The organism is Candidatus Mycoplasma haematominutum 'Birmingham 1' (assembly GCF_000319365.1).
GTDB lineage: Bacteria > Bacillota_I > Bacilli_A > Mycoplasmatales > Mycoplasmoidaceae > Eperythrozoon_A > Eperythrozoon_A haematominutum.
In genome coordinates this window covers 161,217-177,357 of the sequence record NC_021007.1, presented here as the reverse complement: position 1 = coordinate 177,357, position 16,141 = coordinate 161,217, and the positions used below count along the sequence as shown (strand labels likewise).

Here is a 16,141-nt window from a genome sequence, read left to right as displayed (position 1 = left end):
TCTAAACATATTTTTTATTAATGGAAAAGAATAAGAAGATACAGCAATTGAGGGAAGAGATACTAAGTCATGATGAGAAATACTATAAGGGAGAAAGTGAAATTCCAGATGAGCTACATGATTTTAAGGTTAGAAAATTGAAAATTCTGGAAGGGACAAATACAGGAGTTGGTCACGTTAGTTCAGAAAGGAAAAATTTTAAAATGCGACACGAATATCCGATGTTATCCCTAAACAACGCGTTTAATGAAGAAGAGTTATTTTCTATTTTTTTTAATGCTCATAAAAAAATACTAGGAATTGAGTCAGTGAATACACCTATAGAGTATTTTGTAGAACCTAAGATAGATGGTGTCAGTGTCAGTCTACACTACCGTTATGGGCAGTTAGTTAAAGCCATTAGTCGAGGTGATGGCCAATTTGGAGAAGATTGAACTAATCAAATAAGTCACATTATGGAAATTCCTAAGCGGGTTCCAATGACGGAAGAATTTTATGTGCGAGGAGAAATTTTCGTCTCTAAGTGTAATTTCCGCAAAATACAATCTTCCACTAAAGAGGGGGAAAAATCTTTTATCAACTCAAGAAGCTATGTTTCTGGTGCATTAAGGTTAAAAGATTCAGCAAAAATTGGAGAAAAATTACTATCTTTTATTTCATATCAAGTACTGTTTATAGATGGCAATAAATTTAAAACTCAATCAGAAAGCATTGAATTTTTAAGAAAATCGGGCTTTCCTACACATCAATCGCAATACTCTCTGAAAAGCTCTCAATTACATGAAATTCTCAATTTTTTATCCAAATTTGGAGAGAAAAGAAAAGATTGAGAAATACCCAACGACGGATTGGTGCTCAAAGTAAATGAATTAACATTGCATCCAACTATAGGAAGTACTTCTAAGTTTCCAAAATGAGCCATCGCCTATAAATATCCTAGCTTAATTAAAGAAACCATCTTAGAACGAATTGAGGCTACTGTAGGTAGGAGTGGAAGAATTACATACATTGGGAAATTATCCCCTATATATATTGATGGCAGCTGAATTAAGTGAGTGACTCTACATAACTATGAAAATGTGAAAATGCTAAAGCTCCACGAAGGAATAGTGGTACAAGTTTACAAGTCCGGAGAAATAATTCCCAGGGTAATTTCGGCCACGCCGAAGTTCGATAAGGCTTTTCCGATAATTTCTCACTGCCCCTCTTGTCAATCAAAATTAATTTTTAGGGAGGGTGAAAAATTGCAGTACTGCGTAAACGACAATTGCGAAAGACAAAAAATTTGCAAAATTATCTATTTTTGCTCCAAAAAAGGAGTTAATGTTGAAGGTTTATCAGAGCAAATAATTACAAAGTTATATTCTTCAAAAATAATTAACACCCTAATAGATATTTTTTACCTAAATAAAAGAAAACAAGAGCTATTTAAGCTCACGACTTTAAATATCAGAGAAAAATCATTTCAAAATTTAATGCACTCCATTGAAAAGAGCATAAAGGCTCCGCCGGAAAAAATATTATGTGGTTTAGGGATAGATTATATAGGTATTACAGTTTCCAGGCTGTTGCTCAAAAAGTTTAGCTCGATAGATAATATTTTCAATTCTTCTCTGGAAGAAAAAATAAATATTGAGGGAATTGGTCCTAAGAGTGCGAAATCGATTCAAGATTGGCTTCAAAATCATGAAAATCAATTGCTAATTTATGAATTAAAAAAGATTGGCTTCAATTTCTCTGTAGGGATTGCTGAATCAGTGAAAGTGGATGTTAATCACTTTCTATTTGGAAAAACTGCAGTAATTACTGGCACATTTTCAATAAGTCGAGAAAAAATAAAACAAGCATTGGCTATTAAATATGAATTGCAATTCAGGGATTCTATTTCAAAAAATGTTGATTTTTTGCTAGTTGGCGCGAATGCTGGATCAAAAGTGCAACAAGCTCATCAACATAATATTGAAATACTAAATTTGCAGGAAGTAGAATCTATCATCTCCTCGCTGGACTAAAATTGCGAAATCAAGCCATCAAGGTCTTGTTAAATTATGATCCTTCTAATCTGCCCAATCATCTTGTGGAGGTAAAAGGATGAATTAAATCAATGCAAGAATTTAACTCTATTATTTTTTTAGTGATTAATGATGGAAGTGATATTTCTGGTTTGCAGGTGATTCTAAAACCTGAACAATGCAAGAGTATAGAGTTATCTCCCGGTTCCGCTGTGAGCATTTGCGGTACGCTGGAAATGTCCAGAGGGGGAAAACAAAAGCTCGAGCTTAGAGCTCAAGAAATTACATTACTAAAAAAGGTAGGGGAAAATTTTCCCCTCCTTCCCTTAAAGCTCTCTTTAGATTATCTAAGAACTCAACAGTTAGTTAGACATAGAACGACTATTTTTCATGCAGTTTATGAAATACGCAGGGAGTTAATACAGACCATATTTAGTTTTTTTTATAAGAATCATTTTTTTCCAGTTATGGCTCCGATTTTGAGCCCAAATTCCTGCGAGGGTGGTGCTGAACTTTTCTCCCTCTCCAGAGAGGATTCGAATTTTTTCAACAAAGATGAAGTCTTGCTGAGTGTAAGTGGACAATTCTACTGCGAAACTATCTCTCTAGGACTCAAAAATAGTTTCTCTTTTGGTCCTACTTTTAGAGCGGAAAAATCTAATAGTCTAACTCATTTAGCAGAATTTTGAATGATTGAAGCTGAAATGGCTTTTACCTCTCTAACTCAAATTATTGCATTTACATATACATTTTTTAAAACATTAGTATCTTCCGTAATCCATAATTGTCATGTAGCTATAACTGAACTGTCTAAGAGGGTGGGCGATAAAGACAATTTAATGGATTACTTGAAAGCATTGATTTCTAAAAACTACAAAATTATTACCTACAGCGAGGGGATAGAATTGATTTCTAAAAACAAATCTATCAAATGAGGTGACAATCTTTCAAGGGAAGATGAAAATATGCTCTGTCAATTAACTGGCTCGAAAATATTGTTTATTACTGAATTTCCAGTAACTCAGAAACCCTTTTACATGAAGAGAGACCCTGCTGGTATTTTTACATACTCTTTCGATATGTTGGTAGAAAATATTGGAGAAATAGCGGGAGGATCTGAGAGAGAATCATCCCTCCCTAAACTTGAGGAGAATATTAAGTCCTCGGGCCTAAATAAAAAAGAATTGGAGTGATATTTAAAGCTGCGAGAATTTGGTTACCATTCCTCCTCTGGTTTTGGGATGGGTTTCGAACGTCTATTAATGCTGCTCACTGGTTTAAAAAATATAAAGGATTTATCTGTTTTTCCGAGATACTATGAACATATGCAGCTCTAACTATGCTTGACACAACTCACACTCTTCTGGTTGTAAATTTTTAGTTCTTACATAATACAGAGACTTTAGGCCTTTATGATGAGCATACAAATACAATTTCACTAAATCTCGAGTGGTAGAATTATTAGTCACGTAAAGAATTGTTGAAATCCCTTGATCTATGTGAGTTTGAATTGTAGCTGACATATCTATTAATTTTTTTTGGTCGATGTGATAGGCTGAACAAAATAAATGTTGATTATCTTTAGATAGGAAAGGCATCGGAAAATAAGTGATCGAACTTCCGTACATTCGAGTTTCTATGGGAGAAATTATGGGTTGAATAGAAGCGGTGGCTCCTTGCAGGTAACTAATGCTCTGAGTGGGAGCGATAGCTAGTCTATAGGAATTATAGAGCCCATCATTCTTAACCTTTTCTCTTAGCTTAATTCAATCTCCCCTGGTGGGGAGTTTTAAATGTGAAACTAATTGTCTTATCTTTTCGCTTTTGGGTAAAAATTCTTGTTCGCAATAAAGTTCAAAAAATTTTCCTGATGCATAATCGGATTTTTCAAAGTCCTTGAAAATGATTTTTCTCTCCTTGGCGATCTTCGAGCTAGCTAGCAGAGAATAATAATTAACAGCTGCAAAAAATACATCTGCAAATTCCAATGACTCTGGAGAGCCGTATTCTATATTATGTTTAATTAAAAAGCCTGTAAAATTGAGAATTCCTAACCCTACTGATTTGTATTCCTCATTAGCTTTTCGCACGCTAGGTGCATTTTTAATAGAAGTTAGATCACTAACGGCACTTAAAGCTCTCATAGACACCTCAATAATCTCTTCTAGATTTCCGTCCTCAATTACATTCACTAAATTTAAAGAGGCTAAATTGCAAGAAACATCATTTCTGATGAGATCTTCCTCTCCATAATCTGTAATGTGAGAGCTTTCCTGAATTTGAAAAATTTCAGTACATAAATTACTCATTTTTATTTTTCCAAGAGCTTTCAGGGGATTTTGTCTATTGGCATTATCAATAAAGATTACATAGGGATATCCTGATTCAAATTGAGTTTGAGCTATCTTGGTTAAAATAGCCCTCGCGGACAATTGTTTTTTAAGAATTTCAGTATCGTTAGCTAATTTTTCATATCACTCATCAAAGTTTAGATCGGAGAGAAAAACTCCATATTTCTGATAAATTGTGTTAGGTTCAAAAATAAAAAAATCCTTATTATCTTTGGCTAACTCCAGAAATTTATCAGGTACTATTAAACCTATAGACAGTGTTTGAATTCTGGATTTTTCATCTGCATTAATTTTTTTGCAGTCTATGAAATCTATTAGATCGTAGTGAAAAATATTTAGATAAGCTGCTCCACTTCCCCTTCTCATTCCTAATTGATCTGCATAGTCAAAAACATTTTCCAGAATCTTTAAGACTGGCAATACTCCTGAGGCTGTACTATCTATTTTTTTGATTGAAGCTCCTCTTCCCCTGAGCTTAGATAAATTAATAGCTACTCCTCCTCCTATTTTGGAGAGCTGCATAGAAGTGGAAATTACATAATTAATAGAATTGATGGAATCTTCTACTTCCAGCAAAAAACAAGATACTAATTCTCCAGACCTTTTTTTTCCTGCATTTGAAAAGGTTGGAGTAGCGGGTTGAAAAATTTGTCGAATAATCAAATTAGCAATTTTACTGGCTAATTCAAAATCTCCATTCCCTAAAAATAGGGAGGCAACAATCACTCTATCTTCATAACTTTCGAGAATATACTTTCCGCAGTTACTGCGCATCGCAAAACTTTCAAAAAATTTAGAGATAGAAATATAACTTTTCCACTTAAAAGGAGTATTATATACGGTTTCCGATAATTTATTTATTTGTGCTTCGCTATATTTTTGGACTAATTCTGGTAGATAATATTCCTCTTCAATTAGTCACTTAATTCTTTGGTGACCTCTTTTTTTTTGGGAATATCTTTCAGTTTCAGAAATATACTTTTGATATTCTTTTATTGCTAATTCATCCTTCTCTAGACAATAGAATCCATCCTCTCCCATCATAGTGACTTGATTATTCAAAATTAGAGAATCATAAAAAGCTTGACTTACTATTTTTTTTGGTTTATTCATTTTGCAGTTAAGTTAATCCAAACTCCAGTAGTATTTTTTTAAAGTTTTCAAGGTCATTGTCAGATCCTTGTAAATCAAAGGTCATGAGTAAAGGCACTTTATATTTATCTCTAATAGTGAAAGCTGACTTACAAAAATTCTTTCCAAAATTTCTATTTCCACTTCCCGCTACTCCCCTTAAAAATAAATGATTTTTAGCCAAAAATTTGGATACTATTCCCGGAACCTCTCCAAAACCATCAGTATAGGTTAGCAAGATATATTCCTGACTGGCAATTTCATCTCCGCTGTTAATTCGTAATACATTATTGAATTGAAGCTTGGAAACTATTTGCTCAACTTGGCCTGTTCTACTGGCAAATCACAAGTTCAATCTAAAAATTTAAAATCAAAAACTCTCTTAATGTTGTGATCATTTTTTAATGGTTTTTCTTAACTTGATTAGCAAAACAGGTAACCTAAATTTTATGCATTTAAGGCCTTTAAAAACATAAGAAATACATTTATACTCTATCTATAAAATGCTTCCTTGTATTTAGATATTTTTTAGGATTTATACACCTTAAACATTCTTAAATAGTGAAAATTAAATACATCAACCCTTCTGAACAATACACCTGGGAGGGTGTCAACTGGAATGAAATTAATTCCAAATTTACCAAAATCTTCTGAGACCAAAATGTAAGACAATTTTGAGTAGATGAGGAGATACCCTTAAGTGGAGATAAATTAGTTTGGCAAACTAAGTTAAGCGAGAAAGAAAGGGAGGTTTATGTAAAGGTTCTGGGCTCTTTGACTCTATTAGATACTCATCAAGGTTCAATTGGAATGAATAAAATTTGCCTTTCTATTTCAGATCTTCCTACAAAAGCTGTACTACAATTTATGGCTATGATGGAGCAGATGCATGCAAAAAGCTATTCCTCTATTTTTTGCACGCTCTTAAATACTGAAGAAATTGAGGAACTTTTTAAATGAATCAAGGAAGAGCCGTCCCTACAAAAAAAAGTTGATATTATTATTTCCCACTATAACAATATCAAGAGTGCAGAGACACTATACATGGCGATGGCTGCTTCAGTCTTTCTGGAGTCTTTCCTCTTTTACTCTGGATTTTTTTATATGCTTTACCTTTCTGCTCAAGGATTAATGGTAAATAGTGGAGAAATCATTAATTTAATTATTCGAGATGAAGCGATTCATGGATTATACATTGGAAATTTAGCATCTCAATTGTTCCAAACATTCTCTGCGGAAGTGCAAGAAAATTTGAAAAAACAGGTGAATGACTTGCTGGAAAAACTAATGGCAAATGAAATAGAATATACCCAAAAAATTTATACACCCATAAAATTAAATAATCAAGTTATTCAATTTTTGAAATATAACGCAAATAAAGCGTTACAAAATCTCAATTTAGGAAACAAATATGACATTACAGAAAAAGACATTAATCCAATGATTTTTAATGGATTAAATACCTCCACTCGAAATCACGACTTCTTCTCTACTAAAGGTAACGGTTATATCAAAACTACACAGGTAGAAACTATACAAGATGAAGACTTTATAGTCTAATTAATAGCTAAGGTTCAAGGCCGTATGGCCTTGATCTCTTCCGTATCTCTGTTATATTTATGTTTTGACTCAAAAAATGCTCAAAATAATAAAAAGAATAGTACAGTAGTGATTCAGACAGCCAAAAATGAAAAAAATGCTAGCTGAAAATTGTAAACAATAGGAGCATTCTGGCCATTATCAGCACTCGCAACAGATAAATTATCTGTTCGGACTCAACTTCAATTAGCGATTGCTCCATAAGGTAGTGCTTGAGATTGATCTATACAAAAATAAATATTTGCTAAAGCATTAACTACCCAATAAGTTAAATATTTCAAAAGAGATCGCGTTTTAGAAAAAAATCTCTCTCGTCTATAGGAGTTATATCTATAGGAAAGCAAATTTAAGAATGCAATTAAAGTGACAAAGTGATTTCAAATATTTCAGAAAACATAAACGGCGGTAGGAGTTGCATAAGTTCTTTCATAGAATAAATTCAAATTTAAATACACAGGTAGTAGTAAAAAGGAAAAGATAATGGATGCTGTTGAAAGCAGGGCGGCACATGCTACAAATAAAGCGTTTGAATAAAAAATAGGAAGGCAGGGTTTCCAAAGATATACGGTAGGTAATAGAAAAGCTAGAAAATTAGACTGTCACGTAATCTGCCGTATTAATACAAATAAATTTCTCAGCGAAAACTCATAATAAAGGCTTACTCCAAAGCCTATTAAAAAAACAGCACCGGTAAAGGTAGAAAGCTTGTAGGGGTTAACCCAGTAGTAGGGGGCTGAAAAGCTCCCCTTTCTACTGAGTTGTAGTTCTTGTGTGATTACAAGTTATCTAGTAGTCTCTCAGATGTAAAAGAATTGCATTATCTAAAAAAAGCAAATATCAAGAGTAGAGCGAATAAAACAGTAGAAAGAATTGTAGCTCAAATGATTCTCAGATCTTTCTGCTCTTGTCTATCAAAAACCTTTCTATGCAGATAAGAATCTATCCTATACTTCTTAAATAACGGAAATATTTTTTGAAGTTTATCCTCTATTTACCCCTATTTAAAAAATCTTTTTATTCCTATAATAACCACATTTGCATACAAAATGCATCTTTAGTAGTCTAGCGCATTTCGGGCACAACATCAGTGGAGCTATGTCTCTGATGCCATCGTGTGAATTTTTCATTCCCTTTCGGGATTTAGATACCCTCCTGGGAGAAACTGCCATTAAAAATTAAAAAGATTTAAAGTGCAAACTTTAACTTTTTGGACAGCAAGGCTCCAGCTCCTGCAGTTACCCCTCCTCCAGCCACTAGACTAGAAACAATAGTAGGAATTATCGCTGGGTCATTCCACACTCCTCCGCTTGATCTGTTCATATTTCTATCGAATTCCCCGACTGCAGAGGAATAAAAATAAGTAGGGGAAGTGTCTTTGGTATTTAAAGATACATAATTTTCTCTTTTATTAAGTTTAAAAGTATTTTTACCCTTTAACTTCACATCTTTGTAAGTCTCACTTGCGAGAGTTAATTCTTGCTTATTGATGTATTCTACTTCAATTTCCACAAAATCTTGGTCTTCTCCCACCTTTTTAAATGAAAAATCTGAAAGGCTTAATTTTAGATCATCGCCCTCACTGGAATTTATGGTAAATAAAGAAGATAACTCATTTGTACTAATTTTGCTGCCTATATTGGAGGCATTTGCATTGGGAATTAAATATTTTTTGAGAGAATTTTTAACCTTAAGGCGAGTATTTTTATAGTGAGCATCTCATGCATCTTCATCTTTAACTGGGGCTTTAAAACTCAAAGAATATTCTTCCACTCCATCCAAAATATCTTTGGACTCCATTTTTAACTCAACATTATCTCAAAAATACTTGCCGATAGTTTGGGAAAGTTGGGAACTAACTAATTCTGGTAATGATGAATATTTCTCAGTTTTGGAAAACTCTTTATGTTCGAAGTTTGGGAGAGTTAACAATTCAGAAGATTCAATCTGTTTTTCTTTGCCCTCTAAAAAGTCATAATACTTCACAACAGCTGAGGAGCTCAAGTCGTTACCCAAAAACTCTAAATTCAATAAATTTATTCACTTGTCTGTCAATTTATACAACATATATTCAGCCTCTTTAGGTTTTTTAACTGCAAAATAGAATATCTCATCCAATCTCTGCTTCTTCTTTAATTCTGAGTAATAAAAATTCTTAAGGGCTTCCTGTCGTGTAATTATTTTTCTAAAAACATTAAATTGTTGCTGAATTAACTGTAAATTGACCTCAAATTTAAATTCATTTGTGCCTGTTCTGGAGCTTAATTGAATTTTGGAATTGTCGGAATAGGTGGCGAACTCAAAATTTGAGAAAGCTAGATTTGATTTATTTTCTAGATTGACAAATTCTGTATTCATAGACAGGGAAAATGATTTAGACTCCAAAACTTCTTTAAGTGTGAATTTTACCTCTTTTTCCTCAGAGTTAACGCGAAACTTTAGCTTATATTTCAGTGAGGAAGCCACTTTAAAAAAGGTATCCAAATTTTTTTCGGGAATTTTTGAGTAATCAATATAAATAGACATTTGCAACTCCCCTTTTTTTCCAGCTCCATCGGTCGCGGAATTCTCTACATATTTAATATCTGGTACAAAAACATTATCGAAGTTTACATATCATAAATTTTGCTCCCCCTTCTCATCATTAACCTGAGTGGATGATGGCTTATCTAACACTCAATTTCCTAAAAAATAGAAATAATAGTGAGTGTTTCAAGAAGCTGGTTTAATAGTTTTGTGACCTACATATCCTGAAGAGAAAATACTTTTAGTTCTTCTATTGTAAAAGAAGGATCAGAATCGTAATAAGTCAATTTGATCGCATTTAGCATCAAATCCCTCCTCTTCCGCTTCCTCCCTGGAATTTCTTAAGTCTATATTTTTTACATCTTCAAACCGTTCACAAAGGGTTTTGGTAGAACTTCCATAAAATACATCCTGGGCATTTTTATACTTGTGTTTTAATTTTCCGTAAGTAACATTCTTGATTAAATTATTATCCGCATTCATTGTTCCCTTTTTTCAATATCCAGCATAATGATTTAAGGTTGGGCTCATGAAAAATGACTGGTCTAATTCAATAGATTTTTTATGTGTTTCAAAAGGACTTTCAATTTTTTTGGGAGCATTAAGAGATAATAAATTTCTTAATTTATGGTCAGAAGCGCCTCCATCTATTCAACTAATATTGTTTTCATCTCTTTTTTCTGGATATTGATACATATAAGTGTCTTGATATTTATATTCCTTACTATGTTCCAGGGAATCCAATCACTCATCTTTATAAAAATCATCCGAAGGGGATAAAGGTTGTTGATGTTCTTTTGAATTAAAAACTAATACTCTGTCCTTATAGGTATATTTGTCAAAATATTTTCACTCTGATAACCTTTTGTAATAATTATCGAAAATAACTAAATTTACAGGAAGGAATAAATCTAATTTCTTCCCATTTTCTGTATCAGGATTATCAAAAAGAGATTTTTTTTCATCCTTATATTTTTGGTTTTTTGTTTGATTTTCTGAAATTAATTTACTGCTATCAATGGTGGCGGTATCTGTCAAAACAGAATTGGAAGCCAATATGGCGGTTTGCAATCCAAAAAAAGGTTTTATAAGGCTCATCTAAAGCTATCGTTATATTGTGCTGCATTATGTTAATGTCTTGTTTTATTAAAAAAAGAATAAATTTTTGACTTTTAGTCAAAAATGTTATTTACTTCCTTAATAGATAATTTATAGGATCTGAAAGCAATTTATCAGGTAATTGAATAAATTTCTCAAATAACTGAAATATTTCTCTTTCTAATTCACTGATAACGCCCCATTCTGACAATGTAAACTTTTCCATTACATATTTTTTGATAACCAAGTTTTTTCTATACTCTGGCCCTATTCCTACCTTAATTTTCAAAAAAACTGCTTCTGGAAAGTGTAAAGTTATATCTTTAACTCCCCTGTGAGAAATTTGAGTTTCTCTTCTTTTTGTAACTTTTAATTTACCCAAAGATACATCTAATTCGTCATAAATTATTAGAACGTTGTCAACGGGTATTTTTAGCTGATCTATTATTCTTCGCAACGTTTTTCCCGAATCATTCATAAACTCAAAGGGTTTGCAAAGTAAAAATTTATAAGAAGCTAAGGAATTATTTAAAGACACTTGGGATCCTAAAAGGGGGGAGAAGGGGGTACACCCCCTCTCTTCTAGAAATCTATCTACAAAATAAAAACCTAAATTATGTCTAGTGCGTTCATATTCTAAACCGGGATTACCTAAGCCCACTATTATTTTCATGTTTTATAAAACAATCATCAAGAATATATTTGAACTTAATGTTAGTCTGAATTGTGGACAATTTCAAACAATTCAGTAAAAGATCTTGATTTTCCAAAATGCTTTTACGCAATTTTGGTTGTTCAATTTGAGTTGCTGAATTAAGTAGATTATTAAGGGTTTTATATTTATTAATTAGTTTCTGTGCTGTTTTTAATCCCACTCCTGGCACTCCTGGATAATTATCGCACTGATCGCCCGCCAGAGCCTTTAAAAGTGGAATTTGGGAGGGAGTTAACCCTTCATTTAATTTTGTGAAGTTTAAGTGATTGTAAATTTCTAACATAAAAGCATTTTTTATTTTGTAGATGGAAACTAAATAATTGACTAATTGAAGTAAATCCTGATCTGTAGTAAAAATATCTACCTTAAAATCGCAATTCGTAAGTTGTTTCGATACTGTACCTATCAAATCGTCACCCTCGTAACCTCTAGGACAATAAACTGTTTTAATTCCTAGCTCTGTAATTTTTTCTATAGCCTCTGGAAGTCACTCTAATAATGTGGGAGGGGTGGGATCTCTATTGCTTTTATATTCAGCGAACAATTCGCTCCTAAAGCTTTTTCTATCTATATCAAAAACGGCTAGACCGAAAGTATAGTGGTTTAAATTCATTCACTTTTTGATTTGGTAAATTAAGGTACTGAAGAACCTCTTTTTAAGTTGTGGATCTTCTAAATCATTCTTAGCGGGATCAATTGAAAAATAACACTTATAAACTAGAGCACTTCCATCTATCAGTATGGCTCTCCTAGTCACTTAATTTAACTTAAATTTCTCTCAATTAATATTCAAATTTTTCAATTTTGCTCGTTGAAAATTTTTTGCCTCGCTCTGGCTGCCGGTTTTAGACGCTATTTGAATTGAAAATTCTCCATAAATTAGCTTATTGAATAGGTAATCTCAATTGAGATGCAAATATAAAGGGTTTTGATGCTCTGTGAAATAATTTTTAAATGCATTCAAAAAATTTAATTGCATTATTTCCTCTCTAACAAAACCGTTAGATAGTAATAAAAACACTATGGAACCTAAATCATGTTTGAGGGGCTCTTGAATCTTGCGTTTAATTTTCTGTAATTTTTGAAATATAATTTCTGAATTTCGCCTTAAACAATTTAAACCAATAGTGTAAGTTTTACCCTTTTCGTCAAATTTTCCTAAAAGTGTTCAATCCAATAAATTTGATGGAGCTAATATCTTAAATCCTAGGTGAATTAATTCGGATAGTATATCATCCGATATTCCTTCTTTTTTAATAAGTTCAGCATAAAATAGTTCTTTAAAATTCGCCTTTAAATATGCTGCTTGATAGGCTGAAAGTGCATATGCAATAGCATGAGATTTATTGAAACTATAAGCTCCAAAGGATAGAATAAAGCTTCACAGTTTTTCGGTTTTTGTATTTTCTCTGCCCTGTTGAACGGCTAATTCAAAAAACTTTAACTTAAGTTTTTTTAACTCTAATTTTTGTTGATTTTGTAATGCAATTCTATATTGGTCTGCTTCCGGCAAAGAAATATTTACATAGGTAGATACGATCAACATAATCTGTTCTTGATATAAAATGATGCCCCTGGTAGAATCAACGATTTTATATATATCAGTATCAAAGTCCTGCAAATCGAATTGATAATTTAAAAATTTAAAAATATGTCTATTAATTCCTGGTCGAATAATTGAAATTAATTGCGCCAATTCTTCAATGGATTTTGGTTTAAATTGTTTCAATATTTTTTTAATTGCGCCACTATCTAGATGAAATAATCCATATGTTAATGATTCCCCAATTATTTCAAAAGTTTTTGAATCCTCTAAAGCAATTTTGCCTATTTGAATGTCTTCTCCTCTTAATTCCCCAATTTTTGATAACAGGGTAGAAATGAAATCTAAATAAGGTGAAGAGAGTAGATCAAATTTCTGAAGCCCTAAATAACTAATAATACTGTAGTCAAAAGGAGAAATGGGGAAGGGGGAACCTTCCTCCTCTTGAACGCTCAAAAACTCTTTTTTTACTGTAGCGGGAAGAAAGATGAGAGAGGAGGGGTGTGGATGCCAAGCGTAAGGCAGTCCTACCAATTGATTTAGAAGATGGGAATCCTTCCTTTCCTTCTCAGGTAAAACTTTCTCTAAGAGTGGAGATAAAACATTGATATTTTTGACTTTTTTCACTATTGAGGGAATGACGAAGCTATTTTTTCCAAATCGAATTGCTAAAAATCGCAAAACTTCTGATTTTCTACCACTTTCAATATCTAAATCTAAGTCAGGAATCCTTTCGGAAGATTCATTCAAAAATCTATCAAAAAGTAATGAATATTTCAGTGGATCTACCTGAGTAACTCCCAATAAAAAAATAATTAAGCTGCTGCAGGCTGATCCTCTTCCTGCGCTAGTCAACACTCTTGTTTTTTGAATAAATTGCATGAGCTCATAAAAAATAAAACAATAATCTCAATATTGTTTAGTGCTGAAAACATTAACTTCTATTTGAAATCTTTCTAAATATTGGTGTGATTGTTTAATGTTGAGATCAGAAAGATATTTCAATAATTTTTGATAACAATAATTCACTATTTCCTCCCTGCTTGTAGATTTAGTTTTTGAATTTTGAGTAAGATTGAGAGAATAAAGTTGACACTCTCTTAAAAGTTTGACTAAATTTTTTTTTCAAGCCTTGTTCTTGGGATCCTGTTGGAGGAGATATGAATCCTGAAGGTGTGAATTCAGTGCCAATTCTTGTTGTAATGTATTCTGGGTCTTCAGCGCTCTAACTAGAGAATATTTGGCATACTCGCCTTGCCCTAGGAATAAATTTTCTCTCAGATAGACTCCCTGCGGCTTTTCGGAATTAGAAATAAAAAAATCTTCTCCTGCTCAAGGCCTCTGCTCTTTTATTCCGGAAATGAAAACTTTTGTAATTGAATTTCACTCAAGATCTTTTACAGAAATATTTGCAGTTAATTTCAAGAGAGATTGATATCCTACAAAATTTTTGGGAATAAATATCCATTCTGAGGAATTTTCCCATACATAGTGCAAGGTTAAAACAGGAATCAAATTATTTTTGCTAGCTTGATAGTGAAAGAGGGGAAAATGACTTATTTTTTGAGATTCAGTAAGTATTGCATATTTATGCTTATTGGATAAATGGAAATTAATAATCTCCTCAATAGAAATAGTGGACTCAAAAAAAGAATGACTAGATTTCACGAAAAGCTGAGGCAAGGCCAAATTGGCCATGCCTAGCCTTTTAAGCTACTTAGTGTTTAGCCTTTAAGAAAGGGAAATGGAATTACATCTTTAATAGAATTTTGCTGTAATAAAAACATAACTAAACGATCTATTCCGATTCCTACTCCTCCAGTAGGTGGTAGTCCATATTCTAGACAAGAAAGGTAATCATAGTCAATTGTTTTTTCCCCAACATCGTGCATTAATTGTTTTTTAAATTGAGCTTCTTGAACTTCAGAATCATTTTGTTCTGCAAAGCCGTTAGCAATTTCCCTTCCATTGATATATAGTTCGAATCGTAATGCAAAAAAATTGTTTTTAGGATCTTTTTTTGCTAGGGGAGACAATTCTGAACTAAATCCAAACACAAATGTAGGTTCCTGCAAATTAGGTGAAATCAATTCTTCAAATAATTTTTCATAAATTTCAGCAACTATTTTTTCATCTTCCCTGAGTTGAATTCCATATTTTTCAGCGATGGATAATGCTTCCTCTAAAAGTACCTGTTTACTGTAAAAATTTACTCCTATTTTTTGCTCCAAAAGTTCTCAAATGGCAACTCTCCTAAAAGAGAGAGTTTTTGGAGCTGAATCTGCATGAAATTTCTCATAAAGATGACATATTAATTCTTCTGTAAGATTCATAGTTTCTTGTAGGCCAAAATAAGCTGTATAAATTTCTATTGAACTAAATTCAGGATTGTGAAAATTATCTACTCCTTCATTTCTGAAAGATCTTCCTATTTCATAAACTTTCGTAAATCCTGCAGTAATTAATCTTTTTAGATAAAGCTCTGGCGCGACTCTTAAAAATAAATCTTCTTTTAGTGAGTTGTGATAAGTTTTAAATGGCTTAGCCAGTGCTCCACCTGCAATTTTGTGCAAAATGGGAGTTTCAAATTCGGTATAACCTAAATTATTGAGGTGGGTGCGAAGCGCAAAAATTATTTCAGCCCGCTTTTGCAAGGTACTAAAAAGAGTGGGATTTGTAATTAATGCACCTACTCTATTGCGTACCATTAATTCATCATTAGTGATTCCTAATCGTTTTTCCGGAAGTGGTTTTAAAGCTTTAGAGACTAGTTTTAAATCAGACAATCGCAATGTCAGCATTCCAGTCTTAGTTTTAAAAATAGTTCCCTTCACTCAAAGATAATCCCCTATGTCTAGATACCTTTTAAAATAGTTGTACAATATTTTTCCCCTTTCTTCCTTTATATCTATATATAGCTGTAATCTGAAATTATTTTCAGAAAGCACAAAAAAAGTTTGTCTAATAAAGAGAATTCGCCCGCCACAACTAATTTCACTGGAATAACTCTCATCCAAGCTCAATATTTTCTCTAAGGAGTAATTTGTCAATATTGACTCAACCAAAAAAGGGCAGTTCGATGATTGTCTTAAATCCTCTAGTTTTTTTCTTCTAACAATCTCTTGATCATTCAATTTTCTTATCATAAAATGCTTAGTTTCTAGTTTTT

Annotated in this window: 12 protein-coding genes; 3 read left to right on the top strand and 9 right to left on the bottom strand. The window is 32.5% G+C overall.

Features of this window, described 5'->3' with window-relative positions; all coding sequences use genetic code 4:
- Positions 1 to 20 precede the first annotated feature (20 nt).
- On the top strand, positions 21 to 2,012 hold the full coding sequence (gene ligA, locus MHM_RS00910) for an NAD-dependent DNA ligase LigA (RefSeq protein ID WP_015511552.1): 1,992 nt from the start codon (positions 21 to 23) through the stop codon (positions 2,010 to 2,012).
- Positions 2,013 to 2,077: 65 nt separating this feature from the next.
- Positions 2,078 to 3,349, top strand: a complete 1,272-nt coding sequence (gene asnS / locus MHM_RS00905; protein WP_245529185.1) for an asparagine--tRNA ligase — start codon at positions 2,078 to 2,080, stop codon at positions 3,347 to 3,349.
- On the opposite strand, the gene nrdE is transcribed toward asnS, so the two are convergent.
- Both nrdE and nrdI read right to left on the bottom strand, forming a co-directional pair.
- The gene (gene nrdE, locus MHM_RS00900) at positions 3,350 to 5,476 is read right to left on the bottom strand and encodes a class 1b ribonucleoside-diphosphate reductase subunit alpha (protein WP_015511550.1); all 2,127 of its coding nucleotides are present in this window, start codon (positions 5,474 to 5,476) and stop codon (positions 3,350 to 3,352) included.
- A 7-nt stretch (positions 5,477 to 5,483) separates the two neighbouring features.
- The gene (gene nrdI / locus MHM_RS00895; RefSeq protein WP_043902096.1) at positions 5,484 to 5,849 is read right to left on the bottom strand and encodes a class Ib ribonucleoside-diphosphate reductase assembly flavoprotein NrdI; all 366 of its coding nucleotides are present in this window, start codon (positions 5,847 to 5,849) and stop codon (positions 5,484 to 5,486) included.
- 206 nt (positions 5,850 to 6,055) lie between these two features.
- On the opposite strand from nrdI, the gene nrdF reads away from it, so the two are divergent.
- Complete coding sequence (gene nrdF, locus MHM_RS00890; protein ID WP_015511548.1) at positions 6,056 to 7,054, top strand: class 1b ribonucleoside-diphosphate reductase subunit beta; 999 nt, start codon at positions 6,056 to 6,058, stop codon at positions 7,052 to 7,054.
- Here nrdF and MHM_RS00885 read toward each other — a convergent pair.
- From MHM_RS00885 to lysS, 7 genes are all read right to left on the bottom strand, one after another.
- Positions 7,051 to 7,536: a hypothetical protein gene (locus MHM_RS00885; RefSeq protein ID WP_052306549.1), complete on the bottom strand. Its 486-nt coding sequence runs from the start codon at positions 7,534 to 7,536 to the stop codon at positions 7,051 to 7,053. The genes nrdF and MHM_RS00885 overlap by 4 nt on opposite strands.
- A 558-nt stretch (positions 7,537 to 8,094) precedes the next feature.
- Positions 8,095 to 8,262 (bottom strand): 50S ribosomal protein L32, encoded by a 168-nt coding sequence (rpmF, locus tag MHM_RS02885; protein ID WP_015511546.1) that lies wholly within the window; start codon positions 8,260 to 8,262, stop codon positions 8,095 to 8,097.
- A 16-nt stretch (positions 8,263 to 8,278) separates the two neighbouring features.
- Positions 8,279 to 10,714, bottom strand: coding sequence for a hypothetical protein (locus tag MHM_RS00880; RefSeq protein WP_015511545.1), 2,436 nt, complete (start codon positions 10,712 to 10,714; stop codon positions 8,279 to 8,281).
- A gap of 91 nt (positions 10,715 to 10,805) precedes the next feature.
- Entirely contained in the window at positions 10,806 to 11,387 is a 582-nt protein-coding gene (pth, locus tag MHM_RS00875; RefSeq protein WP_015511544.1) for an aminoacyl-tRNA hydrolase, read from the bottom strand.
- A complete protein-coding gene (locus tag MHM_RS00870) occupies positions 11,362 to 12,186 on the bottom strand; it encodes a 5'-3' exonuclease (RefSeq protein WP_015511543.1) in 825 nt (274 codons plus the stop codon). Before MHM_RS00870 ends, pth begins: the two co-directional genes overlap by 26 nt.
- Positions 12,187 to 14,670, bottom strand: a complete 2,484-nt coding sequence (locus MHM_RS00865; protein ID WP_015511542.1) for a DNA polymerase III subunit alpha — start codon at positions 14,668 to 14,670, stop codon at positions 12,187 to 12,189. It abuts the gene before it with no gap.
- A 26-nt stretch (positions 14,671 to 14,696) separates the two neighbouring features.
- A complete protein-coding gene (gene lysS, locus MHM_RS00860; RefSeq protein ID WP_015511541.1) occupies positions 14,697 to 16,118 on the bottom strand; it encodes a lysine--tRNA ligase in 1,422 nt (473 codons plus the stop codon).
- Positions 16,119 to 16,141: the final 23 nt, after the last annotated feature.